Consider the following 25,518-nt stretch of genomic DNA (forward strand, 5'->3'; position numbering starts at 1 on the left):
ATGTCAAGAGTGTTTATTTATGTCTCATTATTACCGTTTGGTGGTTTCTTGCCCTGATCAAGTGGGCATTGTGGCGCGTGTCTCAAGCTTTATTGCTCAACAAGGTGGTTCTATCACTGAAGCAAGCCAGCATTCTGATCTTGAGACTGGCCGATTCTTCATGCGATACGAAATTTTGGCAGATTCGTTGGGTATGTCGGCGGAGGCGTTACGTAGTGCGTTTGAGCCGGTGGCTAAAGCCTTCAATATGCAGTGGTCGCTCGTCGATACTCAAAAGCGTAGGCGTGTGGTGTTGATGGTGTCGCGGGAGTCTCACTGCCTGGTTGATCTGCTTTATCGTTGGCAGGCTGGGGAGCTTGATTGCGATATTGTCGGGGTTATTTCAAACCATGAGGATATGCGATCACTCACTGAGTGGTATGGCATTCCTTACCATCATGTGCCCGTAGATCCTGATAACAAGCAGGTTGCTTTCGAGCAGGTGCAAACTCAGATTGATAGCGCAAGGGCTGACTGCGTTGTGCTGGCACGTTACATGCAGATTTTGCCACCTTCGCTCTGCTCACGTTACGCGGGACGGGTGATTAACATCCACCATAGCTTCTTACCCTCTTTTGCCGGTGCTAAGCCCTATCATCAAGCTTACCAGCGTGGCGTTAAGCTAATCGGTGCTACCTGTCACTATGTCACTGAAGAACTGGATGCTGGGCCGATTATTGAACAAGATATTCATCGGGTAAGTCATTGCCACACGCCAACGGATCTCGTGCGTTTTGGGCGCGATGTCGAAAAAGCGGTATTGGCGCGTGGTTTACGATGGCATTTAGAAGACCGAGTATTAATCCATGGCAATAAGACCGTGGTGTTCAGCTAAGCATGTTGTTTAGATACGCAGAGTTTTTAGTCAATTCAATTTTACAGCTGGCTTGTCGTTAGCTGACGGGTAGATAGGGGCATCCATGTCTTTCGCGCAAAGTGTTTTAGCTCCCTGGGCATTGTTGCTGACGTGGTTGGTATCGTTGAGCGTACTTGCATGGATGATATGGCTGCGCCCTTGGCGAGTACTGATAGGCGATGTGGCTCTTCAGCATCGGTGGTTAGCCGCGACGCTCGCTGTAGTGTTGATGTGGCAACTGCGTGCTCAGGCAGTCGATTGGCTAACCCTGCACTTAGTATTCACTGTCTTAATGACGTTGGTATTCAAAATGCCTCTCGCATTAATCAGCAATGTGCTGATTAATGTTGCGATGTCAGCTATTGGCCGCAACGAATGGGTGTTACTAGGCGCTAATGTATTGGTAACCGGCATTGTACCTGCGGTCATTACCGGTTTGGTATGGCGATGGGTAGATCGGCGCCTGCCGGATAACTTGATGATCTTTCTATTCGTATGCGGCTTTTTTGGCGCAGCGCTGGCAACACTGGCAGGAGGGTTGTCGGCGGTCTTGCTAATCATGGTGGCGGGTACCGACTCTGAAGCTGTGTACTTAGCCCAAGAGTATGCGCGCTTCTTACCCCTGTTAATGCCCTCCGAGGCTTTCATCACAGGGATGTTGCTCAGTATTTTATTGGTGTATCACCCGAGTTGGGTAGCTACGTTTAATGATCGTCGCTATATAGACTCTCAGTAACATTGCGATAGCCGGTGAGTATCTCTATCGAGTGCCTCACCGGCATTTACACTTACTCGCTTATCCCAGTGCTTGGCCGTTACCGCCACGTATGACACCAACTCCCACCCCTTCGATATCCAACTGCTGCGTGCGTAGGTCAATTTCTATGGGCGCAAAGTCGTTGTTTTCAGCAATCAGCGTCACCGTATGGCCCTGTCGTTTAAAGCGTTTTACAGTTACTTCATCTTCTAGCCTTGCCACCACAATCTGGCCATCACGAACCCGGTCGGTGCGATGCACGGCAAGAAGGTCGCCTTCCAGTATGCCAACATCCTTCATTGACAAGCCTCGCACCCGAAGAAGGTAATCCGCTTTGGGGGTAAAGTATTCAGCGGGGAGTGGGCAATAACGATCAATGTGTTCCGCTGCTAGAATCGGGCTTCCTGCGGCCACTTCGCCAATGACAGGTAAGCCATTGGGTAGTGGTTCTACGTTGGCGGCAGGCGCTGTTGCCGAGACATCACTGACATCCTGCGGTTCCTGATTAGGCAGTCGAATCCCCCGCGAGGTATTGCGAATGATGCGGATGGCACCTTTACGCTCAAGCGCTCGTAAATGCTCTTCAGCAGCGTTAGGGGAGCGAAAGCCTAGCGCTTTGGCAATTTCTGCGCGGGTTGGCGGATAGCCAAATTCAGACATCGTTTTAACAATAAAATCAAAAACATGCTGTTGACGAGCAGTAAGTGGACGCGACATAACAAACTCCAAAAAATTAAACAAGACAGTGGCTACATGTCGGCTTAAACAGTATGTGGTTAAGTATACAGTATGTTGCTCTGTCCAGTACATGCTAGAGCGTTTCGCTATGGCATGGGAGTCGTTATGCGAATGGTGTCAGGAGTGGAGATAAGAACGGTAAGTCTGAGGGGCTCTGTCGACGGAGCGTCTGATGGCAGGCGTTTGAATAGGGGCCTAGGGTGCATTTGAGCGTTGGGTAAAAAGCTAAAGATAAGTGATTGAGCCAAATAGCGTTATGGCATAGTATTTAACGATGTTTTAAACACTCGTTTTCTGGAGGGCGCTATGGCGCAATCTGATACGGTAACACGTATCCTCGATACCGCTGAGGTGCTGTTTGCCGAGCGTGGTTTTGCCGAAACATCGCTACGCAATATCACCAGTAAAGCGCGGGTCAATTTGGCGGCTGTCAATTACCACTTTGGTTCTAAAAAAGCGCTTATCCAAGCGGTGTTTGCGCGCTATTTAGACCCTTTCTCGCAACGTTTTCACACGGCGCTTGATGAGCTGGAAGCGCAGTACAACGGTGATGTGATTCCGCTTGAAGTGCTGTTGGAAACAATGGCAAGCACGGTGCTGGCAGTGCCTGCTGAGCGCAATAGCCTGAAGGTGTTTATGCGTCTGCTAGGGTTGGCGTATAGCCAGGCACAAGGGCATTTACGCCGTTATATCCAACAGCAGTACGGAGACGTATTTACCCGCTTTACTGAACTCGTGCGCCAGGCAACGCCAGATTTACCTGATGCTGAGCGTTTTTGGCGACTGCATTTCATGTTGGGCACCGTGATTTTTACGCTGTCGGGTCTAGATGCGCTGCGAGACATTGCTGCGAAAGACTATAATGAGCAAGTAACCGTCAGGGATTTGGTAAGACGTTTACGCCCTGTCGTGGTTGCTGCCATGAATGCTCCGCTACCGCCTGCTGCTGATGAAGGACATTATGCGAACGCCCACGCTAGCTGAACTACCCCCGCAGAATGGTGGTTGGATAGAAATCAATATCAAACAGCAGCAGCTATGCTGGTGGCAAGGGCGTACGCTGCAGTACACGTGCTCTGTATCCACCGGTGAGAAAGGTGTAGGACAGCAGGAAGGTAGTGGTCAAACCCCCCTGGGATGGCATTATATCCGCGCATCGATAGGTGGCGGTTTAGCTGATAATGCTGTTTTTCGGGGGCGACGGTGGACTGGGGAGGTGTTTACGTCGGCGCTTGCGGCGGAATTCCCTCATCGTGATTGGATATTAACGCGCATTTTGTGGCTCTGTGGTTTAGAGAGAGGAGTGAATCGCGGCGGGGATGTCGACACTCAGCGTCGCTTTATCTACCTTCATGGCACGCCACCTGATCAACCGATGGGTGTGGCTGCTTCACATGGGTGTATTCGGTTGCGCAATGACGATCTGCTTTATCTTTTTGAGCATGCGCCGCCGGGCACACCTGTTTGGCTTCATAATGGCTAAGCGTAGGCAGCTTATTATTGATTTTTTGACACGAGAGATTGATCAACTAAAATTGACGGCCCTTTTGTTGGATCCATCACAATGACTCAATCTTTAGGCCCGGTCATGCTTGACCTTGAAGGGCCGCGATTAACCAAAGCTGAAAAACATCTTTTGATGGACCCTGCTGTGGGCGGTGTCATTTTATTCGCTAGAAATGTCGAGAATGCTTACCAGGTTAGAAAGCTTTGCAGTGATATTCGTCGTGTCCGCGGCGAGCTGTTACTTGGTATTGATCAAGAAGGCGGTCGCGTTCAGCGAATTAAAGAAGGCGTTACTCGCATGCCAGCCATGGCACGCATTGGTGATCAATTCGCTGAGGATTCGGCATCCGGTCTTGCACTAGCAAAAGATGCGGGTTGGTTGCTGGGGATGGAAATGGCTGCTTGCGGTCTGGATATCAGCTTTGCGCCTGTTTTAGATGTCGAAAGTGGCATCTCTAGCGTTATCGGTGATCGTAGCTTCAGCACCGACCCTGCACACGTCGCTGCGCTGGGTCAGTGTTTTATCAACGGTTTGCATGAAGCGGGTATGGCGGCGGTAGGTAAGCATTTTCCTGGCCATGGTGGCGTTGCCGCTGACTCCCATGTGGCGTTACCTGTGGATGACCGTCCGCTGGCGCTTATTAAACAGCGCGATCTTGTTCCGTTTAGCCAGCTTGCTACTCAGCTTGATGGTGTTATGCCTGCCCATGTTATTTATAGTGCGTTTGACTCACGTCCTGCTGGCTTCTCACCTAGCTGGTTGGGAATGTTAAGAGAGTCCCTGGGGTTTAAAGGTTGTATCTTTTCAGATGATTTAAGCATGGCGGGTGCTCATGAAGCGGGTGACCCGAAGGAGCGCGCCAGTGCTGCCCTTGCCGCAGGATGCGACATGCTATTGGTCTGTAATGACCGCTCTGCAGCGTTAGACGTTGTTGAAGCATGCCAAGGATTACACAGCAAACGACCAATCAAGCTACGCTATGGGCGAGCCCGTCCAGATGTGGATGCGCTAACGGCGCTTGGCCGCTGGCGTCGTACCCATGCCAAATTAGAAGCGTTGGCGAACTAACCCCATCTTTTCTTAAATTATTTCGTTTTTAAGTCACTGACTAGTTAACCTCTTCTTGGAGTAACCCGATGTCCAAACTGGATAAAGAGGCGCTTGAGTCGCTTGACTCAATGCGTGAGCTGATGGATAACGCTGACTGCTTAATTTCTCAAGAACAAGTTGAGCGCGCACTGGATCGAATGGCCGAGGCAATTAGCAAAGATCTAGGGGATAAGTTGCCAGTTTTTTACTGTGTTATGAATGGCGGCTTGATCACTACAGGGCACCTGCTAACTCGATTAGGTTTCCCTCTTGAGGTTGATTATCTGCACGCGACCCGCTATCGCAATGAGTTGCGTGGTGGCGAACTTTTTTGGCGTGTTTCTCCAGAAATTCCCATGGCAGGGCGCCACGTAGTCATCGTCGATGACATTCTTGATGAAGGCTCTACGTTAGCCGCTATTCTTGCCTACTGCGAGGAAGCCCAAGCGGCGAGCGTTACAACGGCCGTGCTGGTGGATAAGCAGCATGACCGTAAAGCGGTGCCTGGCTTAAAAGCCGATTACTGTAGCCTAGAGGTTGCAGATCGTTACGTGTTCGGCTTTGGCATGGATTATAAAGGCTACTGGCGTAATGCCCCTGGAATATTTGCTCCCAAGGGCATGTGATGTTCTGGCCTAGCGGGGCGAGAAGCGCCTGGCTAGGCCTGTCTCCGCAATCATTCGGGTTGATATCTCTTCTACTGAAAAGCGTGTCGTATCGATAAACGGGATGTGCATCGAGCGATATAGCGACTCAGCCTGTTCAACTTCTTGCAAACACTGATCCATTGAACTGTAGCGGCTGTTTGGACGGCGCTCGTTGCGTATTGCTGCTAGCCTGCGAGCATCAATTGTCAGACCAAACAGCTTGTGTCTATGAGGAGCCAGTGCCTTGGGTAGTTTTAAACTGCCATCTTCATCCAGGTCATCTTCAGTTAATGGGTAGTTAGCTGCTCGAATACCAAATTGAAGCGCTAGATAAAGAGAGGTGGGTGTTTTTCCGCAACGTGAAACGCCAACCAGAATAATGTCGGCTTTATCGTATTGGTGCGTTCGTGCGCCATCATCATTATCTAGTGCAAAATGGACGGAATGGATGCGATCCATGTAGACATCATCGCTACCAATCGAGTGCGTTCTGCCGACGCTGTAAGAGGAGTGTGTTTCTAGCTCTTGCTCTAGGGGTTCTAAAAAGGTAGAGAAGATATCCACCTTGAAACCTGAGGCCTGTCGAATGACGTTACGGATATCCTGATCCACAATGGTATCAATGATAATCGGCCGATGGCCGTCACGGACGGCGGTAGAGTCGATTATTTCCGCTAAAGCTTGAGCCTTTTCCAGCGTATCAATGTAGGGCTTTGTAAGCATATTAATTTCAACATCACTAAATTGAGCTAACAGGCTACGCCCAAGGCTTTCTGCCGTAATGCCAGTACCATCAGAAATAAAAAAAGCTGTTCGCTTCATCGCTAAATCCGTCAATAAATAAAGTTGCTATTGTGGGGTGAGGCATGGGTTAGCACAATCGTTGCCAAGCCATTCACATTGCAGTTCGTTTTAACGCATATTTAATAAAAATTACCTCATTAAGACTACATAAAAAGCCCTTTATTGCACTTTGTTGTAAAAATCCTCCACTCCGTTCGCTATTAGACCAATGGCGAATGCGGTGGGGCGATGCTAGTGTGACATGGTCAATTAGAGTCGGCCTGTCAGGTCGCAAAGCAGTCTAAAAGCGAGGGGGTTGCGTGGAAGAGTACATTCTATGGTTCGATCAGCTAGGTATGGCAGACGTCGAACGTGTGGGTGGTAAAAACGCTTCGCTTGGCGAAATGATCTCGAATTTATCAGGTGTGGGCGTGACAGTGCCGGGTGGATTTGCCACGACGGCCCATGCCTATCGTGAGTTTCTCTCTCACGAAGGGCTAAATGACCGCATCAACGCCACCCTTGCTCGCCTTGATGTCGATGATGTTAAGGCGTTGGCAGAGGCTGGCAAGACTATCCGCCAGTGGATTATTGATACGCCACTTCCCCCTGCATTTGAACATGCTTTACGCGGTGCCTATGAGCAGCTTCAGGCTAAGCATCCCAGCTTGAAAGTTGCCGTACGCAGCTCGGCCACGGCAGAAGATCTGCCTGATGCGTCTTTTGCTGGTCAGCAGGAAACGTTCCTCAATATTGAAGGTTTTGACAATATTAAACAGGCGGTGCACGAAGTGTTTGCATCGCTATTCAACGACCGCGCGATCTCTTACCGCGTTCACCGCGGCTACGCCCATGAGAATGTGGCGCTGTCTGCGGGTGTGCAGAAGATGGTGCGTTCAGAGACAGGTGCTTCCGGGGTTATGTTTACGCTGGATACCGAGTCTGGTTACCGCGACGCAGTGTTTGTCACTGCTTCCTGGGGGCTTGGTGAAACCGTCGTCCAGGGGGCTGTCAATCCTGATGAATTTTATGTGCACAAGCCCACGCTTGAGGCTGGCCGTCCCGCGGTGCTTCGCCGGACGCTAGGCTCTAAATTGATCAAAATGATCTATGGGCAAGATGCCAGTGCTGGTAAATCAGTTGAAACTGTTGATGTGCCGCTTAACGATCGTGGTCGGTTCTGTATTAACGATGAGCAGATCATGGATCTTGCACGGCAAGCCATGACCATTGAAAAACATTACCAGCGCCCGATGGATATCGAGTGGGCACTGGATGGTGATGATGGTCAGCTTTACATCGTTCAAGCACGTCCTGAAACCGTTGTTTCACAACAGGAAGGAGGAAAGTTAGAACGCTTCCACCTGCGTGAAAAAGGACGCACGCTGATTACAGGGCGGGCGATTGGTCAGCGGATTGGGCGTGGCACGGTAAAAACAGTACTTAGCCCAGAAGAAATGGACAAGGTTCAAGAGGGGGACATCCTGGTAACCGACATGACCGACCCGGATTGGGAACCGATCATGAAGCGTGCATCAGCGATTGTTACTAATCGTGGTGGACGAACTTGTCACGCGGCCATCATTGCGCGGGAATTGGGCATACCTGCGGTGGTCGGTTGCGGGGATGCAACCACTCAGCTTAAAGAAGGCATTGATGTCACGGTGTCCTGTGCCGAAGGTGACACTGGCCACGTATATGAAGGGCTTCTGGCATTTGACTGCAAGGTCTCAAGTGTCGACGCGATGCCGGAGATCCCCTTCAAAATTATGATGAATGTGGGTAACCCAGACCGTGCATTTGGCTTTGCTGGCTTACCCCACGCTGGGGTTGGCCTTGCTAGGCTGGAGTTCATCATTAACCGTATGATCGGTGTTCACCCCAAAGCGCTGTTGGATTACGACACGCTGCCTGCTGATCTTCAGCAGGTCATCGATTTGCGCACTGCCGGTTACGATGATCCTGTCAGTTTCTATGTTGATAAGCTGGTCGAAGGCATCTCAACCCTGGCCGCTGCTTTCCATCCTCAGCGAGTGATCGTAAGGCTCTCTGATTTTAAATCAAATGAGTACGAAAACCTCATTGGTGGCAAGCTTTATGAGCCCGGTGAAGAGAACCCAATGCTTGGTTTCAGAGGGGCCTCGCGTTATATCTCGGATGCCTTTAGGCCCTGTTTTGAGCTTGAGTGCCGAGCGCTGAAGCGGGTTCGTGAAGAAATGGGCTTTGATAACGTTGAAATCATGGTGCCCTTTGTCCGCACAACCGATGAAGCGCGCGAGGTCGTAGAGTTGTTAGCGGCTAATGGCTTACCGCGGGGCGGTGAGTCTAATCCTGATGGCTTAAAAGTTATCATGATGTGTGAGTTACCGGCTAACGCACTACTGGCTGATGAGTTCCTCGAGTACTTTGATGGTTTCTCGATTGGTTCCAATGATTTGACCCAACTGACGCTAGGTCTGGATCGTGACTCGGGTATCGTTGCGCATCTGTTTGATGAACGAAATCCAGCGGTGAAAAAGCTATTAGCAATGGCCATCAAAGCCTGCAAAGCGCAAGGCAAGTATGTTGGCATTTGTGGTCAAGGCCCTTCTGATCATCCGGATCTGGCCAAGTGGTTAATGGAGCAGGGAATTGATTCTGTCTCCTTAAACCCAGACGCGGTGCTTGAAACCTGGTTTATGCTGGCGGGTGAAACCATCGAATAATACTGTCAGCTTGCAGGACTGGCTCGCAACACCAGTGAGTGACATAGTGGGGTGAGTTGCTTATCTTCGCCCGGCCATTGGCCGGGCGACTGGGAATCATAAAGAGATTTTTGCTATTGGCGTAGCCAGTTGCGCAGTTTTACCAGCATTAGACCGCCGTCGCTCAGCGCACGGCGGTCTTCTATTAGCTCGCTCAAACGGTCTGGATAGTCAGTGATTATCGCATCAACCCCAAGATCAATCAGTGCCGACATGCGCGCTCGGTCATTGACTGTCCAGGCGTGTATTTCGTAGTTATAAAGCGCCGCCAATCGAATTTCTTGTGGTGTGATACGGTTATGACGCAGGCCTAAAGCATCGAATTGGCGTCGATCCAGCGTGCCAGCCAAGATCAGTTGGGCGAGTAAGGTAATGCGTAATTCGGGGGCTTGCTGTTTTAAATAAGTCACCATACTGGGTGACATGGTCGCCATGCGCATATCTAGGAATACATTTGGAAACCCGCAGTTCGCGTTCGCATTGAGCGCGTTATCCTGGGTTGCCCAGCAGCGATAACGAATGTCACTTTCTGTCTCAAGGGTTGCTAATACGGCGCGAGCAAGCCTCTCTTCTTCGCCAGGCGAGGGCTTCATGTCAATCATTAAGCCTGCGCGTCCTCGCACTAGCGCCAAAGCATCATCCAAACCAGCAATCCTTTCGTCTTGAAAGGCATCGCCAAACCAGCTGCCGACATCAACTTTGCTCAACTCTGCTCTAGTGAGTGAATCAAATTCTCGCCGATCGCCTGTTAGCCGGGCCAAGCTGCGATCATGGTAAAGAAGCACCTGGTTGTCAGCACTCAGGCGAACATCCAGTTCTACAGCATCGGCACCGTCTTCAAGCGCTTGTCTTATCGCGGATAAGGTATTCTCCGGCGCTACCATCGAGCTTCCTCGGTGGGCGATGACTGCTACGTTATCGCGTATTTCAAAGCTGTTGAGTATCCACCATGCTTGTAGCCCCGCCAGTAGCAGTACGCTTAGTTCAATCGCCCACGCAAGGCGACCAGGATGGGCGTGTTCCGACCGAGGCGAAGGGCGTGTCTCTCGAAAAGCCAGTTGCAGGTATAAGCACGCTGATAGGAGAGCATTGGTGGCAATACCTAAAAATGTAATGGTTAACGTAACCAGTACGTAGCTGGTTAAATAAGCCAACATCGCTGGAATCAGCACGGCATTATGTTCGGGTAGTCCCCATAACAGGGGCGTCACGACACTATCAAATAGCCATGTAGAGATAATCGGCAGACTGATAATGACGATCAGCAGTGTCAAGACCGCCACACCAATCGAACGATGCCAGCCGCGAGTTAAGCGCACGCTACGCTTAAGTGCTTGGAAAGGGGGGCAGTTGTCCAACGCTACTAACGGTAGCGCTAGTAACCAACGCAGGTAGAGCCACGCAGCAAACCCAAGCCAGATAACCAGTAACGGCAGTGCGCAAGCAATAAAATACCACAGCGAGGCTGGGCGGGTTTGTTGTAAATAGTAGGGATCTATACCGCTTAACCACACATCATAAAGCCACGCTAAGCCCATCATAAAAGGGGCTAAAAGCAACAAGTGGGCTCCTACCTGAAGAATGACCAGACCCGCGAGTGCTGGCAAACGGCGTGTGCTTAACCACAGTGCTTCAAAAGCGAGTCGGTAGTGGTTGTCTTTAGGTCTGACGGCCACCAGCAGCATGCCTGCTTGTTGCCAATAAATCAGTAAGAATGCAAAGCCAAGACCCACGAGCAACGCAACTAAGCCCAGTGGACTAAATAGCAGTGTAATCAGCGCATCATTGGTGACGACTGTTCGGTTGAGTTGCGCTAGTAAGGCCCGAGAGATCCACGCAATCAATGGCACTACAAGAGCAGAGGCTAATAGGGTGAAGAGCAGGTGATAAGCAATGAGAGGACGAAGATGGTCGCGCAGAGTGTGGAGTAGGGTGTAGCCCAATTGGTTAAGCGGCTGCATGGTCACAATTTTGTCAGAGTTGAATCACCAGGGTGGCACTAAGTACCACACCTGGCAAGCCCTTGCCTTAGGAAAGCTCAAGCGGTTTTTCGGCGATAATAATGCCGTTGTTATCTGCGTAAAGCCATTGTCCAGTGTGTAACGTGGCGCCTGCAAAGGTAATGGGTATATCGCGTTGCCCTTCGCCGCGCTTTTCGCTCTTGCGCGGATGGTTACCTAACGCTTGAACGCCAAGTGGTAGTGTGACAAGAATGTCGACGTCTCGTACACAGCCATACATCACCACACCAGCCCAACCATTTTTAGCGGCTTGCTCGGCGAGCATATCACCAAGCATGGCACAGCGGTGTGACCCGCCAGCATCCACAACTAACACTGCACCATCACCTGGTTCGGCAACAGCTTGCTTAACCATTGAGTTGTCTTCAAAACACTTAACGGTACGAATAGGGCCGTAAAAACTGTCGACGCCACCATAATTAGCAAACATCGGTTCAAGTACTATTACGTCAGGATTCGCGTCACATAAATCTGGCGTGACAACAGGGGTTGCATATGTCATTACACGCTCCTATGAAGCATTATCTTCAAAATTAGCCCATGAAGACCCATTGATGAAAGTCAGGCGGCCATAAAAAAACGCCCCAGCCTGCAAGCAGGTTGGGGCGTTCGGTCATCGGCTCAAAAAGGAGACATTGTCATCCTTCTTGCGATGTTGCGAGCATCGGCGATAAGTTCTCAGTACTGCAAAGAGCATTAAGCTTCTTGAGCAACCGGAATCACGTTCGAGGCGATTTTTTGATACTCCTCGATTTCGTGGAAGTTCATGTAACGATATATTTCTCCAGCGAGTGCGTCAAATTCACTCATGTATCGCTGGTACTCTTCCACGGTTGGAAGGCGGCCTTCCACGGCAGCGACGGCTGCGAGTTCCGCTGAGGCGAGGTATACATTGGCACCATCACCTAAGCGGTTCGGGAAGTTACGTGTAGACGTAGACACAACAGTGCTTTTCGCTGCAACGCGTGCCTGGTTACCCATACACAGTGAACATCCCGGCATTTCCATGCGGGCGCCAGCACGGCCATAAATGCCGTAATAGCCTTCTTCGGTAAGCTGGTGCTGATCCATTTTGGTCGGCGGCGCCAGCCAAAGGCGCGTTTTCAGGCTGCCCGCAGGCTGTTTTTCAAGTAGTTTACCGGCTGCACGGAAGTGACCAATATTGGTCATGCACGAACCGATAAATACTTCATCAATTTTTTCGCCGGCAACGTCTGAAAGCAGACGAGCATCATCTGGATCATTAGGCGCACAAAGAACGGGTTCTTTAATTTCGCTCAAATCAATTTCGATGATTTCGGCGTAGTCAGCATCTTTGTCAGCACGCATCAAGCTTGGGTTCTCAAGCCATGCTTCCATACCTTCGATACGACGGCTGATAGTGCGTTCGTCACCGTAGCCATTCGCAATCATCCACTTCAGCAGTGTGATGTTGGATTTAAGGTACTCGGTGACGCTTTCTTCAGACAGGGTGATTGTACAACCTGCTGCACTACGCTCTGCTGAAGCGTCGGAAAGCTCGAAAGCTTGCTCGACGGTCAGGTCTTCAAGACCTTCAATTTCCAATACACGGCCAGAGAAAGCGTTCTTCTTACCGGATTTCTCAACGGTTAGCAGTCCCTGCTTGATGGCGTAGAGGGGAATGGCGTGAACCAGGTCGCGCAGTGTCACGCCCGGCTGGCGCTCACCTTTAAAGCGCACCAGTACGGATTCCGGCATGTCCAGCGGCATAACGCCAGTCGCAGCAGCAAACGCTACCAGACCAGAACCTGCTGGAAACGAAATGCCCAGCGGGAAACGGGTGTGAGAGTCACCACCGGTACCCACTGTGTCGGGCAGTAGCATACGGTTCAGCCAGCTGTGGATGATGCCGTCGCCGGGGCGAAGAGAGACGCCGCCACGGTTCATGATGAAGTCAGGCAGTGTGTGGTGCGTATCCACATCGACAGGCTTTGGATAGGCCGCAGTGTGACAGAATGACTGCATGACCAAGTCGGCCTGGAAACCAAGGCACGCCAAGTCTTTCAGCTCGTCACGGGTCATCGGCCCTGTTGTGTCCTGAGAGCCAACGGTGGTCATCTTGGGCTCGCAGTACATGCCGGGGCGTACGCCGTCCATGCCACACGCTTTACCGACCATTTTTTGAGCAAGGGTGAAGCCCTTGCCAGTATCAACCGGCTGGTCTGGCAGGCGGAAAACATCAGAAGGCTCAAGGCCTAGCGATTCACGCGCTTTACCTGTTAAACCACGACCGATAATCAGCGGAATGCGTCCACCTGCGCGCACTTCGTCAAGAATCAGTTGGGTTTTAAGTTCGAAGGTTGTCAGTACTTCGTCGGTACCGTGCTTGCACACTTTGCCTTCGTATGGATAGACATCAATGATGTCGCCCATTTCTAGTTTGGCAACATCCATTTCAACCGGCAGTGCACCAGAATCTTCCATAGTATTGAAGAAGATCGGTGCGATTTTGGCACCAAAACAGAAGCCGCCAGCGCGCTTATTGGGCACGTAAGGAATGTCGTCGCCGAAGAACCAGAGTACAGAGTTAGTGGCGGACTTGCGTGAAGAGCCAGTACCAACCACGTCGCCTACATAGGCAACGGGGAAGCCTTTCGCTTTAACTTCTTCAATTTGTTTCAGCGGGCCAGTCGTGCCTTGCACTTCGGGTTCAATACCTTCGCGCTCGTTTTTGAGCATGGCATTGGCATGCAGCGGGATGTCTGGGCGCGACCACGCGTCAGGCGCAGGAGAGAGGTCGTCAGTATTGGTTTCGCCAGGAACCTTAAAGACGGTTAAGGTGATTTTCTCTTCCAGTGCAGGCTTGGAGAGGAACCACTCTGCAGCAGCCCAAGACTGAATAACGTCTTTAGCAACCGCATTGCCATTTTTGGCGCGCTCTTCAACGTCATGGAACGCATCAAACATGAGAAGGGTATGCTTGAGCTGTTCGCCAGCTTCTCGAGCAAGTTCTTCATTGTCTAATAGTTCGACCATGGAGACGATGTTATAACCGCCTTGCATGGTGCCGAGAAGTTTGACGGCATGGATCTTATCGATCAGTGGAGAGGTGGCTTCACCTTTAGCAATCGCGGTTAAGAAACCTGCTTTTACATACGCAGCTTCATCAACGCCTGGGGGTACTCGGTTGGTGATTAGGTCAAGAATAAACTCTTCTTCACCTGCCGGCGGATTTTTAAGTAGCTCAATTAAGGCAGCGACTTGTTCGGCGTTCAGGGGCTTGGGCGGTACGCCCTCTGCAGCGCGTTCCTCGACATGTTGGCGGTAAGCTTCAAGCACGTTGGGGCCCTCTCATCTTCTTAATGGTGACGAGCGCATACCCACACGGTATTGAGTATGTGCTCGGACACGTGACATACGCTTGACAAACAGCGTCTGGTGGATGAAATGGATTCTACGGGAAACTGTCGACAATGTTAAGGCGGCAAGCTCCTGAGGACCTTGTACTTTATGTTGAGGAGATGGTGTGGGGTTTCTTAATAGCGCGTTTTTTTCTTAATTAACCCAGCGGGTGGAAGTTTTTTACCGAACAGGCGTAATTGAGGGTGAGGGCACGTGTGATTATTGTGATGCCGCGTTACCATACTGTTTGATTATTTCGTCGTATTATTATCACTACGGCAGTTGAATCGCGGGTATTGTGGTGTGGAGCTGCAATATAAGCGTAATTTTATATTAGATATGTGCTATATAAAAAGTGCTGTTACGGCTCTTTCAACAGCGAGCGTAATGGCAGGGAACAAACGCCCAGGGCGTTTATATGTTGTACAATAGTGAGATAAGCGCTTGGTAATGGTGTTATGTCGATACAATTAAATATGTTGCAACCTGTAGGTCATGCGCTTCAAGCGGATGATTTACTGCCAGAATGTCTCCATCAGTTTCTTGCTTGCTCAACGCCTGATGCTTGGCTGCAATGGGCGCTGGATAACCCAGAGATACTTCTTATTGACCACGCTCAGTGTGAGAAAAAAGCCGCTTCAACGGCAATGAGCTTGCTCTATCGTTACGTTGATCAGCCGTTACTATTAAGCAAGATGTCGCAGCTGGCTCGAGAAGAACTACTGCATTTTGAGCAGGTAGTTGGCTTAATGGAGAAGCGAGGCGTGTCGTATAGTCACCTTACTGCGTCACGCTATGCCGAAGGCTTGCGCAAGCATGTGCGTAGCAATGATCCTGACCGTTTAATTGATGTGTTAATTATTGGTGCGCTCATTGAAGCACGTAGCTGCGAGCGCTTTGCGCGCTTAATTCCTTATTTAGATGAAGAGCTTGCCAAGTTCTATCGCACGTTAGTGAAGTCAGAAGGCCGTCACTTTGAAGACTATTTGCTGCTTGCCAGACAGCAAACATCGGCATCAATAGATGACAGAATCGCCTTTTTTGTGGCGCGTGAAGCGGAGTTGATTACTTCGCCAGATACGGCTTTTCGTTTTCATAGCGGTGTGCCTGCTTAAGCCACCGCTAGTCTAGGTAGGATATGTATCATGCGCGATGCTCGTGAGACAGACCAACTGACCCTGTTTGGCCATTTCTCTTTATCACAAGGAGAAGATGTGCTGACGCACTTCAGTTATGACAAGGTAAAAGCGCTGCTCGTTTATTTGTTGCTGCACCGACAGCCGGTCAACCGAGCTTCTCTCGCAGAGTTGCTTTGGCCAGACCAGGGGCTGTCATCGGGCAGAACCAACCTACGTCATGCGCTTCACTGTCTGCGTCAGTCGATGGGGGACAATGCCGAGCAAGTGCTGAACGTATCCCGCCAGACCATCGCTTTTCAATTGCCCGCCCACTGGCGGGTTGACTTGCACGAATTACAGCAATTGCTTGAAGGCCCTCGAGATTTAGCGAACCTCGAAGAGGTGATGTCGTGTTATCAGGGGGATTTGATAGAAGAGCTCCAACTTGCCAACTGCAGCGAATTTCAGCGCTGGTTAGTTCAAGTACGAAACGAGTGGCGCCAGCGTGTTATCCGTTTCGCTGAGCAGGTGTTAGATGCCCACTCCGATGTACCTGACAATCTATTGGAAGGTTTAGTCAGCCGCTTTTCTGGCTACGGACCATTCCATGAGCGCCTAGTACGTCAGTTGGCTGAGCAAAATCAGATGGCGGCTGCCCATGAACAGTACAACAGCTATTTACAGTTGTTAGCACTTTCTGGGCAGCAGCCCGAACCGAGCTTTCTACAGTTAGCTAATTATTGGTCAGATGGTCACCATGATCCGCGTGTATTGAGCCCGCAAGGCGCTTTTTCGCGCGTGTTGGCCGCGGATAGTAAGCCTCTTCGCGAAGATGAAATTGAGCTGCGCCAGTTATCTGTGATGGCTATCCGGCTTAAGTTACAAGGTGATTGGCAAGATCGCGCGGCTACTCGGAACTGTTTGGCGCTTCAATTAGAGCTACTGCGCTGGTTAGAACAGCAGTGTCATCACTTGGGTGGCTTCTGGTTGCCGGGCGCAACAGGTGGGCTTGGCTTGGCCTGCTTTGGTACCCATGGTCCGGCTCATCAGTTGGCAGAGCTGGTTGCACTTTATGAACACTGCCGCCTGGCGTTGCCTTTAGAGTCCCAGCGTCACTGGGTCGGTGACGGTGATCCTCCAAAATTTGAGCTCGCCGCAGGTCTTAATAGCGGAAGAGTGGTTTATCTACCTGAACGTCAGCTAGCTGACCCGCTTGGCCAAGTAACCCAAGTATCACTGGAGTTAATGAGTGCCGCAGAAGGTAGCGAGTTGGTAATTTCTCAAGAAGCCAGCCAGCACATGCCGCCTGCACTTGATTTGCAACCGCGGTTGGTATCTCGCTTAGTGGCTAGCGATGGCCGCGTCCGCTTGAGAGCATTAGTGCTGGGAGTGAATGAGGGCGGTAGGGATGCGCTACCTCCCAGTTTAGTGGGTCGAGAAACATCACTACGCACGCTAAGAGACGCGTTGGCGAGGGCAGGCATTGGCTTGCGCCAGAGCGTGCTAGTACGTGGTGCATCCGGGATGGGTAAATCTGCGTTAATGGTGGGTTTTCGCCAGTTAGAACTGAGTCGTGATGCTGCCATTTGTTGGCAGCCAACGACGCGGCTATCGGTGCTAGAGCCCTACGGTGTCGCACGTACTCTACTCGCTTGGTATGTTGAAGCTACGCCAACTTGTGAAGCTGTTCGCCAACTGCAAGAAACGCTCTCCTTAGAGCCTCTGGAGGATGAACGTCAGCAACTGCTTGAAGAAGCGCTCGGTGTGCGTGATGTTCAAGAAGTTGCTCAGTTAACTCAGAATGGTGAGGCTATTGAGCTAGTTGTAAAGCTGTTACACCGCTTAATCGATCATCTGGCCAGTTCACGGACATTGGTACTAATGATTGATGATCTGCAATGGCTTGATGAACCTTCATTCAAGGTGTTGGCAGGGCTACAAGCTCGGTTGCCGATCAATACTGCCTTTATGCTGGTCGCCAGTCACCATGGCCGAGAGTCACTGCCGGTCAAATTGCACTGGGATCAGCAAATTACGCTTGGAAGGCTGGATGCGCAGCAGTCGTCTCGCTTGCTTTCTCAGTTATCCCGCCGGTATCGCATTCATTTAAGCCCGCGGCTACGCAATCAAATCATTGAGCGTTGCGACGGGGTGCCGCTGTATATGCAAGAGATTTGTCGGCGTTTAGATATGGATCGCCGCGAAGGTCGCAGTGTACAGTTTGATGAGCTGCCCAAAGGGCTATTAGGACTGCTGGCTAGCCGAATTGACCAGTTGGAAGGTGATCGGGAAATTGCCCACGTAGCGGCGGTATTAGGCAAGCGTTTCCGTCTTGATTTTCTGCAAGAGTGCAGTGGTTGGGAAAAGCTGCGGCTGTCCCAAGCAATTGAGCACATGCGTCAACTGGAAATTATCGAACCAGTGGATAAAGACGGGGGCGAGCAGGAGCATCAGTTTAGCCACCAACTGCTGCAAGAAGCCGCTTATCTTTCATGTCCTAGGGACGTGCGCGTTAAGCTTCATCAGCAGGTAGTCACGCTGATTGAAGAGCGCTTCCCTGTATGGATTAGCCGCCACCCAGGTGATTTTGCAACCCACCTACGCCGCAGTGGCCATTACGCCAGGGGCGCTCGTTACTTTGAACTGGCCGCACGGGAAGCCCTCAAGGTGAGTGCTAACCGTACGGCACTGCGCATGGCAGACTTCGGACTTGCTAGCCTGCGTCATGTGGATCATGAAGTTGAGCGCGAAGTGAGCCTGCTGACCGTGCGAGGCCAAGCGGCCTTCGCCTTAGAGGGACATGGTTCGCCCACTGCGCATGAGAGCTTCGTGCGTGCGAGGGAGTTGCTCCGCCAGTCTGGTGGCGCCGCCACGGAAGATCCAGAAGACCTTGAGCAAATATTTTTGGTTAAGTGGGGCTTATGGGTTGGCCGAAGTCAGCGCTATGCCCACGCCGATGCATTTGCGCTTGCTTCGACGCTTGCAGACATTGCTGGGCGTTTAGAAGATCCGCGCTACCAAAGGCTGGCAGATTATGCGCGGGCGCATTGCGAATACTGGGCTGGACGTATTCAGCAAGCGCATGACCATCTGGACGAAATTGACCCGCTCAATGCGCAAATGATGATTGAATGGCTGCCATTCTCTGATCACCCGCAAGTAACCGCGGCTTCTTTCCAAGGTTGGGCGCTCTGCTTGCGTGGTGACTACCAACGCGCAGAGCGGCATATCTCTTCCGCCATCCGATTGGCTGAAAAAATTGGCCATCCCGGTACGCTTGCCATGGCGTTGATGTTTTCCGCCGCTCTTTATCGGCAGCTTGGCCATGTACATCTAGCAGCACGACACGCTGAGCGTGCTGCTGCAATGACGGGTACGCCCGATTTGCAACTGTGGCAGATTTCTGCCCAGGGGATTCTTGGCTGGCAGCGAGCTCTTGCGGGCGATCAGGGGGGCTTGGTGCAGGTGCGGGACAGCCTGGATCAGATGGCAGAGCTGAATGGACGTGATCGCTATCAGCGTCCGGTCCTGTGGTACTCAGATGCGTGTATTGAGCTTGGCGAGTTAAAAGCGGCTGAAGATTATCTAGATCAGTGTCTGGTCATTGCCAAAGAGCGCACAACGCTCTTTTTACCTGAGTTGGCAACGCAGTTAGCTAAAGTGCGTGATTTGCTCGGCCACCCTGCTAATGAAGTGAAAGCGCTGGCTGAAATGGCCATTAATCAGGCCCGCGAGCATGGCAATCGCCATCAGGAGCTTGCAGCGCTCGAGCTTTGGTTGACGCGTATTGCACCAAACGACTTGCAGGCCAAAGAAGCATTTAGACGCTTATTAAGTGAAGTGAGCCATAGCGATGCGCCAGTGCTTGTTCGCTGGGTTAGCCTGCTTGATAGACGGTTGCCCCACGCGGTAAGTGTTGAAAACGAAACCTGATTGGGTGACTAACGGGTTGTTGATTCCAGCCAGTTAAGTGTGGCGAGCGCCTCTTCACGGTGTTCGCCACACACATCAGCATCATAGTCGAACCGCTCACACACGGCAGGACGACTAGGATCGCCAAATAACCTACATAGATTGTCATCACTTAACTGTGCGCATCGAACGCCCGCCGGTTTGCCATTTGGCATGCCGGGTATATAAGAGGTGATCGACGGTGCAATACAGCAAGCACCGCAGCCTGCTCGGCAGGCGGCGGTGTCTGTTGCGAAAACGTGACTACTCATGGCGAGGCTTCTGCCGTTGCGCCTTTATCAATTCCTTCAAATGCCTGAACCAGTGTTTTATGGCCGCTGTGCTCTGCAATACTCTTGGCAAGCCATAAAGCAATATTCTCGACGGTTGTCGGCTTGGGCAGTACACAGCAGCGTTCTTGAGGCAGCGTGATCGAAAATGTGCCTTGTGCAGACTGGTAACGGCAGGTCAGCTTTTCATCAATCTGGCTTTCAATGTCGGCCTTTTCAAGCAGATATCGATTATCCAGCCATGCTGCCCAGCGCTGCTCAAGCGCTGGCTGACGTGCCTGATGCTGCCAGATAAACAGGCGCGAGCGGTGGCCATGGGCAATCCGCTGACAGTTGCCGAGATGCCGTTTCAGTCCGTGAGTGTAGCCATAGGCAGCGCCGTCTATAGGCTCGTCACTAAGCGTTAGTGTGACACTGTGGACATTGGCTGGCCGTTGCTCTTGCTTTGTCAGCTGTGAGCTTAAATAGTGGGTGACACGCTCAACAGTGATGGTATCCCAGGGGAGCAAGGTAAATGCTTGGGCTGGCCCGCGAACTTCCATTTCGTAAGGAGTCGCTGTTCTAATGCAGATACCTTCAGCGCAGTCAGTAACCTTAATGCCGGGCGCGTTGATAGGTACGAGCAGCGTATGGTCTAGGCCACTATCGAGTGTGCGTTTGATCCAAGGCTTAACTTCCCCGAAGTCAAAAAGCATACCATCTTCGCCTAGCTCCCCATCCAGTTGAGCATCTACTTGCCAGCTACAGCCTACCAACCCTTTTGTAGGGCACCACAGTGAAACATCAATATGGCTGAGACGATTTACAAATAACGCCATTACTCAAATCCTGCAATTTTGTGCGTTTGAAGCGATAGCCGCCACTGGGGGTTAGCCATGCAATACTCGGTGGTTGCCTGAACCGTCGCGTGATTTCTCTGCGCTATGCCGTGGTCCATCGGCTGCAAAAAAAAGTGGTTGAAGTCCAAATTGGCAAATTGAGTGGGTGGCGCTGCAGATTGTGGGAAAACCAGCTTTAACTCATCGCCATGGGTGACCACCAGTGGATTAGTGCCCTTAGGGCTAACACATAGCCAATCAATTCCTGGTGGTGGTATGACCGTTCCATTCGTTTCAACGGCCACTTCAAATCCATCGCTGTGTAGTAGCGCGATCAGCGGGGTATCAAGTTGGAGTAATGGCTCACCGCCAGTGAATACCACGTAGGGCGTTGCTCTTCCAGCATGAACTGGCCAAAGGGCTTTAATGTGTTCAGCGAGTTCACGTGCTGTATTAAAGCGCCCACCGTTAATGCCATCCGTACCGACAAAATCGGTGTCGCAAAAGGAGCATTTTGCGCTGGCGCGATCGATTTCACGCCCAGACCACAAATTGCAGCCGCTAAAGCGGCAAAATACGCTGGCGCGGCCTGCCTGTGCACCTTCGCCCTGCAAGGTATAAAAGGCTTCTTTGACGTGATACATCAGCCGGTAACCTGTGCAGGGGTAGATTCATACGCCAGTGGGTCTGAAGTATTGTTGGCTGCGAACGCCGCCAGCCGTTCACGGCAACTGCCACACTTGCCGCAAGCCAGTGGGCGTCCTTCATAGCAGGTCCAGGTGTCACGGTAGTTCAGGCCCATTGCTAAGCCATCGCGTAAGATATCGGCTTTGCTCGTTGCTAGATAAGGTGCATGCAGCGTTATCGGTTCAAAATTAGCGATGCCAGCGACCTGATTCATTGCGTGAACAAATTCAGGGCGGCAGTCAGGGTAGAGAATATGATCGCCGCCGTGGGCGCCGTAATCGACACGCCCCGCCCCGATATTAACTGCCTTAGCAATGGCTAACGAAAGCAGAATCATATTGCGGTTAGGGACAACGGTAGTAGTGAGGTTATCAGCAGCGTAGTCACCCTCAGGCATTGATATATCTGGGTTGGTCAGCGCTGAGTTATCAATTAAACCGTGAATAGCACGTATATCAACGACTTGATGGGGAATATTGTGCTGCTTACAAACTGCTTTCGCTATGTCCAGTTCTTTGGCGTGGCGTTGGCCATAATCAAATGAGAGCGCATGAACCTCGAGCCCTTCTTTAATTGCGCGGTGAAGAACGGTATAGGAGTCCATGCCGCCGGAATAAATCACAACGGTAGATGACGCGTCTGCGCCAGAGGTAGGGGGTAACGACATAATAATTACTCATTGGCCGGAGAATTTATTGAGTGCTTTAGCGTCGCGCTAAATGAGATTCCGGGGTCCGGTCCGGAAGGACGGCAGTTTACGCAATGCGGGCTTGCCTGGCCAGTGGTAGCGGCAATTGGTACCATTTTCCGTTCGGTATGTGCATGGGTCAACATGCTAAGCTAATCCTTCTAGTCGTAAGGGATGAATCCATGGCCACCATAGAACATAGCGAAATTATTAATGCTCAGCCTGAAAGGGTGTTTGAACTGCTGAGTCGAGTTGAAGATTTTGCTGACTATTCTGATCTGATTAGATCAATTGATACCTTAGGCGATAACCGTTATCGCTGGCATGTCCACGCGGTGGGTATGGATTGGTCATTTGATGTGGCAGTAACCGAGATCAAGCCACCTTATGTGCTGGCATGGGAATCATTGGAAGGCGTTAAAAATCAAGGTCGTTATCAATTGCGTGAAGTGCCGGAGGGGACAGAGGTATCACTTACGCTGAGTTATGAAATCCGTAATCGATTGGTGGAAAAAGCGGTGAACCGTGCTGCAAAGCCATTAGTGGGAAAAGTGAGCAGGCAAATTCTTGAGCGCGTTGAAGCTCGCCTCAATAGTTAATGGCTACATTGGCGCCGTTAGTGAGCGGCGCGCAAAGAGACGTTTAACAGCAATCAAGCTCGTTTGTGCATCGAGGCATCAAGGTGGTCGACAACTTCGGCCCAGTCAGCATCATCTTCCACGGCCTCACGAAGAAAATCAGCTTGGCCTTCGTTCCAGCAGGGAGCCTCTGCGAGTGGCATTTCTTTAGGTAGGGGGGAGTGGCGCTGAATAAAGTGCTCAATGGATTCTGCATCCGAGCGTAGCCCGAGCTGTTCAAATAGCTCGCTAAAATGGTGTACAGGCCGTTCCATACGCTGCTTTCCTTTTTGGTTATTAACGTATGTTTAAACATAGCGTGTATAAGTGACTACGCCAGTGCGAATTGATCGACGTGCGGCGTTTAGCGCTCGCCGACAAGTGACGTTAAAAATCGCTGGCGTCGAATGTCCATGGAAAGGGGTTGAGCCAATAGGTGAACGAGTTTGGTGAAAGCGGCTTCCGGCGTCATGTTATCTCCAGACAGTAAGCCCGCTTCTGCTAGGCCATGGCCCGCTGCGTACTCGCCCATATGAATGCTGCCCTGGGGGCACTGGCTAATCGCGGCCAGCAGTTTTCCTTCGCCACTGGCGTTAGCAATGACATCAATGAGTGCAGGGTCGTTGGGTATATTACCTGCTCCCCAAAGCTGCAGTAGAGCCCCCTTTACGCGCGAATCACCGAGCAGAGCTTCCAATTGCCAAGGCGATATGCCGGGCCACAATGCTAGTCTGATAACGGCGCCATCGGAGACGGCTTGATAGTCTGAAAGCTCAAAGCGGGGCGCGCCGCGTTGTTGAAATCCTAAACCTCGACTTGGGTAATAAATGAAGTCTTCGCCAACGCGTTCACCGATACAGGGATAGCTTGGTGAGATAAATGCATCTAAGGATTCTGTATGCTGTTTAATCGCTCGTGAACCCCTCAGAAGGCGATTTGAAAAGTAGATCGCCACCTCCTGTAATTCAACGTTTGCAGCAAACCTTAATGCTCCGTAAAGGTTGCCGATCGCATCGCTATCAATCATTTCAAGAGGATGCATAGAGCCTGTTAATACAACCGGGCGGTCAATCCCCTGTAGCTGATAGGCAAGACTCGACGCGGTCCAGCTTAGGGTATCTGTGCCGTGGATAACGACAAATCCACGGTAGTTGGCTAAGTGGGCTGCAATATCGTTGGCAATCTGTTGCCAAGTCAGCGGCGTCGCTGCACTTGAGTCGATCAATGACGCATAACTAAGCACGTCATAAGCGGGAAGGGCATGTTGGTGCAGTATAGGAAGCTGGCTTAGTGCGTCTGCCATGCGATCTTGAAAGTTCCCCCCTGGGGCTAGTCCCTTTACATTTGGCTGCATGCCAATGGTGCCGCCAGTATAGATGACCAGTACACGCTCTTGAGTGGGGGCGGCGTTTGCCAGGGGAGAAGTGATGCTCATAGCCGTTTCCTGAATTGGGCGAATCTAAAGGGGTGCTTCTCAATCGTAGCGTCTAGGTACTTGTGTCTAAGTACTTGTGCCTAAGTGCCTGTGCTTAAGTGTCCGTGGCTCAGTATGCTATTGAAGCAGGTGCTGCAAACTGAGGCAGGTATTGCCATGTGCGACTGCTAACCGCGATGTACTAACAACTCACCACTATGATCGTCTAATTGGCGGTTACGCCCAGCCAATAAGGCAAATCCGCAACAAATAACAATTAGCAGAATAAGCAGCCATGCTATGTGGTCTAACTCTGCTCCGGCTTGCAGCATTAGACCAACCCCAAATGGGCCTAGCGCTGCCAACGTATAGCCGCCACCCTGTACTAAGCCAGAAAGCTGCCCCGCAAGACGTGAGTTAGCCGTTCGTAACACCAGCAGACTGAGCGCTAAGCTAAAGCTGCCGCCTTGTCCAATGCCCAGAAGTACCGCGCCGGGCCACTTCCAGGCTAATGGCGCAATAAGCAACATCCAAAGCCCTAGTGCGGTGCTAAAAAGGACTAGCAGTAAGGCAGGGCGTTGGTCGTGGGTTAAGCGGGCTAGCCAAGGTGCGCCCAGTGCTGAAACTAGCTGACACATGATTGAGATGGCCATTGTCCAGCCGGCCGCAGCTTCATCATAACCTCTGTAGACTAATAAGGTGGGCAGCCAACCAAACACAATGTAAGCCATGGAAGACTGAATGCCCATGAACAGCATGACATGCCACGTGAGTGGTTTACGCATTAATTGGGCGAGCGAAGCAGAGGTTCTTGGGTTGAGCGGGGTGTGTTGAGCCGTTGGCATGCTGATCATCCATAGTGCCAGGGCTACTAATGCTAACAGTGACCAGCTCATTAGACTCAACTGCCAGCTGCCTAACCATTGCATTAGCGGAACACTAAGACCAGCGCCTAATGCACCGCCGAAACATAACGCCATGGTGTATAAACCAGTCAGCAGATCGGCGCTGTGGGGCAGCTCTCGTTTAACAAGCGCTGGTAGAAGGGTGCCTGCAAGGCCAATCGCACTGCCTGCCATTGCGGAGCCAATAAAAAGTGCGCCAGGCACTGGCATGCCTCTTAAGATTAAACCGCAGGTTAATAAAAGCAGTGCACTACTCAGGGCCCGTTCGCTGCCCAACTGTTTAGCCAATAGGGGAGCAAGTGGGGCTGACAAGCCTAAAAAAAGCACGGGTAATGTGGTTAAAATGCCCGCTGATGCAGGGCTTAATCCCGCAGTTTCTTGCAGTCGGGAAAGCAGAGGCGCAACTGATGACATAGCAGGGCGTAAATTAAGCCCTACTACGAACATCAGAACAATAAAGGTGTATGTGCGACGAGAAGCCATGCT

The 25,518-nt window shown here is 51.3% G+C and carries 22 protein-coding genes; 10 read left to right on the forward strand and 12 right to left on the reverse strand.

Annotation, left to right across the window (positions count from 1 at the left end):
* The first annotated feature begins 19 nt into the window (after nucleotides 1–19).
* Nucleotides 20–874 carry a formyltetrahydrofolate deformylase gene (gene purU, locus J4377_RS08035; protein WP_095604125.1) on the forward strand — a complete coding sequence of 285 codons (855 nt, stop codon included), beginning with the start codon at nucleotides 20–22 and terminating at the stop codon, nucleotides 872–874.
* An 85-nt stretch (nucleotides 875–959) separates the two neighbouring features.
* Complete coding sequence (locus tag J4377_RS08040) at nucleotides 960–1,631, forward strand: energy-coupling factor ABC transporter permease (RefSeq protein WP_095604124.1); 672 nt, start codon at nucleotides 960–962, stop codon at nucleotides 1,629–1,631.
* A 60-nt stretch (nucleotides 1,632–1,691) separates the two neighbouring features.
* Here the strand turns inward: J4377_RS08040 and lexA are convergent, their stop codons facing one another.
* Nucleotides 1,692–2,369 carry a transcriptional repressor LexA gene (gene lexA / locus J4377_RS08045; RefSeq protein ID WP_038483790.1) on the reverse strand — a complete coding sequence of 226 codons (678 nt, stop codon included), beginning with the start codon at nucleotides 2,367–2,369 and terminating at the stop codon, nucleotides 1,692–1,694.
* 327 nt (nucleotides 2,370–2,696) lie between these two features.
* Between lexA and J4377_RS08050 the strand changes: the two genes are divergently transcribed.
* From J4377_RS08050 to J4377_RS08065, 4 genes are all read left to right on the forward strand, one after another.
* The gene (locus J4377_RS08050) at nucleotides 2,697–3,374 is read left to right on the forward strand and encodes a TetR/AcrR family transcriptional regulator (protein WP_038483793.1); all 678 of its coding nucleotides are present in this window, start codon (nucleotides 2,697–2,699) and stop codon (nucleotides 3,372–3,374) included.
* Entirely contained in the window at nucleotides 3,352–3,873 is a 522-nt protein-coding gene (locus J4377_RS08055; RefSeq protein ID WP_038483796.1) for a L,D-transpeptidase, read from the forward strand. Before J4377_RS08050 ends, J4377_RS08055 begins: the two co-directional genes overlap by 23 nt.
* Before the next feature lie 81 nt (nucleotides 3,874–3,954).
* On the forward strand, nucleotides 3,955–4,965 hold the full coding sequence (gene nagZ, locus J4377_RS08060; protein ID WP_038483798.1) for a beta-N-acetylhexosaminidase: 1,011 nt from the start codon (nucleotides 3,955–3,957) through the stop codon (nucleotides 4,963–4,965).
* Nucleotides 4,966–5,033: 68 nt separating this feature from the next.
* Entirely contained in the window at nucleotides 5,034–5,612 is a 579-nt protein-coding gene (locus J4377_RS08065; RefSeq protein WP_009723414.1) for a hypoxanthine-guanine phosphoribosyltransferase, read from the forward strand.
* A gap of 9 nt (nucleotides 5,613–5,621) precedes the next feature.
* On the opposite strand, the gene J4377_RS08070 is transcribed toward J4377_RS08065, so the two are convergent.
* Nucleotides 5,622–6,455: a pyruvate, water dikinase regulatory protein gene (locus J4377_RS08070; RefSeq protein ID WP_038483801.1), complete on the reverse strand. Its 834-nt coding sequence runs from the start codon at nucleotides 6,453–6,455 to the stop codon at nucleotides 5,622–5,624.
* Nucleotides 6,456–6,736: 281 nt separating this feature from the next.
* On the opposite strand from J4377_RS08070, the gene ppsA reads away from it, so the two are divergent.
* Entirely contained in the window at nucleotides 6,737–9,121 is a 2,385-nt protein-coding gene (ppsA, locus tag J4377_RS08075; protein ID WP_089038205.1) for a phosphoenolpyruvate synthase, read from the forward strand.
* Between the two features lie 113 nt (nucleotides 9,122–9,234).
* On the opposite strand, the gene J4377_RS08080 is transcribed toward ppsA, so the two are convergent.
* The 3 genes from J4377_RS08080 to acnB form a co-directional block, all read right to left on the reverse strand.
* Nucleotides 9,235–11,121, reverse strand: a complete 1,887-nt coding sequence (locus J4377_RS08080) for a glycerophosphodiester phosphodiesterase family protein (RefSeq protein ID WP_253488129.1) — start codon at nucleotides 11,119–11,121, stop codon at nucleotides 9,235–9,237.
* Nucleotides 11,122–11,188: 67 nt separating this feature from the next.
* The gene (gene rraA / locus J4377_RS08085) at nucleotides 11,189–11,683 is read right to left on the reverse strand and encodes a ribonuclease E activity regulator RraA (protein ID WP_038483805.1); all 495 of its coding nucleotides are present in this window, start codon (nucleotides 11,681–11,683) and stop codon (nucleotides 11,189–11,191) included.
* Nucleotides 11,684–11,877: 194 nt separating this feature from the next.
* Entirely contained in the window at nucleotides 11,878–14,481 is a 2,604-nt protein-coding gene (acnB, locus tag J4377_RS08090; RefSeq protein ID WP_253487851.1) for a bifunctional aconitate hydratase 2/2-methylisocitrate dehydratase, read from the reverse strand.
* Nucleotides 14,482–15,002: 521 nt separating this feature from the next.
* Between acnB and J4377_RS08095 the strand changes: the two genes are divergently transcribed.
* Entirely contained in the window at nucleotides 15,003–15,659 is a 657-nt protein-coding gene (locus J4377_RS08095; RefSeq protein ID WP_253487859.1) for a tRNA-(ms[2]io[6]A)-hydroxylase, read from the forward strand.
* Nucleotides 15,660–15,689: 30 nt separating this feature from the next.
* Nucleotides 15,690–19,595 (forward strand): AAA family ATPase, encoded by a 3,906-nt coding sequence (locus tag J4377_RS08100; RefSeq protein WP_198349836.1) that lies wholly within the window; start codon nucleotides 15,690–15,692, stop codon nucleotides 19,593–19,595.
* Nucleotides 19,596–19,603: 8 nt separating this feature from the next.
* Here the strand turns inward: J4377_RS08100 and J4377_RS08105 are convergent, their stop codons facing one another.
* Genes J4377_RS08105 through queC form a run of 4 tightly spaced genes read right to left on the reverse strand, consistent with a single transcriptional unit; the run spans nucleotide 19,604 to nucleotide 22,075 of the window.
* Entirely contained in the window at nucleotides 19,604–19,885 is a 282-nt protein-coding gene (locus J4377_RS08105; RefSeq protein WP_120387021.1) for a YkgJ family cysteine cluster protein, read from the reverse strand.
* The gene (locus J4377_RS08110) at nucleotides 19,882–20,721 is read right to left on the reverse strand and encodes a 6-carboxytetrahydropterin synthase (protein ID WP_038483809.1); all 840 of its coding nucleotides are present in this window, start codon (nucleotides 20,719–20,721) and stop codon (nucleotides 19,882–19,884) included. Before J4377_RS08110 ends, J4377_RS08105 begins: the two co-directional genes overlap by 4 nt.
* Nucleotides 20,721–21,365 (reverse strand): 7-carboxy-7-deazaguanine synthase, encoded by a 645-nt coding sequence (gene queE / locus J4377_RS08115; RefSeq protein ID WP_231658644.1) that lies wholly within the window; start codon nucleotides 21,363–21,365, stop codon nucleotides 20,721–20,723. Before queE ends, J4377_RS08110 begins: the two co-directional genes overlap by 1 nt.
* A complete protein-coding gene (gene queC, locus J4377_RS08120; protein WP_038483813.1) occupies nucleotides 21,365–22,075 on the reverse strand; it encodes a 7-cyano-7-deazaguanine synthase QueC in 711 nt (236 codons plus the stop codon). The genes queE and queC overlap by 1 nt, the downstream gene beginning before the upstream one ends.
* 203 nt (nucleotides 22,076–22,278) lie before the next feature.
* Between queC and J4377_RS08125 the strand changes: the two genes are divergently transcribed.
* The gene (locus J4377_RS08125; protein WP_038483816.1) at nucleotides 22,279–22,695 is read left to right on the forward strand and encodes an SRPBCC family protein; all 417 of its coding nucleotides are present in this window, start codon (nucleotides 22,279–22,281) and stop codon (nucleotides 22,693–22,695) included.
* A gap of 53 nt (nucleotides 22,696–22,748) precedes the next feature.
* Here J4377_RS08125 and J4377_RS08130 read toward each other — a convergent pair whose 3' ends face one another.
* The 3 genes from J4377_RS08130 to J4377_RS08140 all read right to left on the reverse strand — a co-directional run bounded on the left by J4377_RS08130 (nucleotide 22,749) and on the right by J4377_RS08140 (nucleotide 25,515).
* Nucleotides 22,749–22,988: a DUF2789 domain-containing protein gene (locus tag J4377_RS08130; protein ID WP_038483819.1), complete on the reverse strand. Its 240-nt coding sequence runs from the start codon at nucleotides 22,986–22,988 to the stop codon at nucleotides 22,749–22,751.
* An 89-nt stretch (nucleotides 22,989–23,077) separates the two neighbouring features.
* Entirely contained in the window at nucleotides 23,078–24,148 is a 1,071-nt protein-coding gene (locus J4377_RS08135) for an asparaginase (protein WP_120387018.1), read from the reverse strand.
* Nucleotides 24,149–24,315: 167 nt separating this feature from the next.
* Nucleotides 24,316–25,515, reverse strand: a complete 1,200-nt coding sequence (locus J4377_RS08140) for an MFS transporter (protein WP_253487861.1) — start codon at nucleotides 25,513–25,515, stop codon at nucleotides 24,316–24,318.
* Nucleotides 25,516–25,518: the final 3 nt, after the last annotated feature.

The sequence above is a fragment of the Halomonas sp. XH26 genome (assembly GCF_024138895.1).
Lineage (GTDB): Bacteria > Pseudomonadota > Gammaproteobacteria > Pseudomonadales > Halomonadaceae > Vreelandella > Vreelandella alkaliphila.